Here is a 259-nt window from a genome sequence, read left to right on the forward strand (position 1 = left end):
GCTAAAGCTCGTGAAGCAGCTAAAGCTCAAGCAGATGCTGAAGCTCAAGCAGCGGCTAAGGCTCAAGAAGCAGCTAAAGCTCGTGAAGCGGCTAAAGCTCAAGAAGCAGCTGAAGCTCGTGAAGCAGCTAAGGCTCAAGAAGCAGCTGAAGCTCGTGAAGCGGCTAAGGCTCAAGAAGCAGCTAAAGCTCGTGAAGCAGCTAAAGCTCAAAAACCAGCTACACAACAACCTGCTGCAAAAGAAACTGAAACAAGTACAC

At 49.4% G+C, this 259-nt stretch carries 1 protein-coding gene; it reads left to right on the forward strand.

All coding sequences use genetic code 11. The features are described from left to right. Nucleotides 1–259, forward strand: a 259-nt coding sequence (locus tag MR160_RS34410) for a hypothetical protein (RefSeq protein WP_242299261.1), incomplete at both ends; no start/stop codon positions are given.

Source organism: Bacillus cereus group sp. BfR-BA-01382 (assembly GCF_022663475.1).
Taxonomy (GTDB): Bacteria; Bacillota; Bacilli; order Bacillales; family Bacillaceae_G; genus Bacillus_A; species Bacillus_A thuringiensis_S.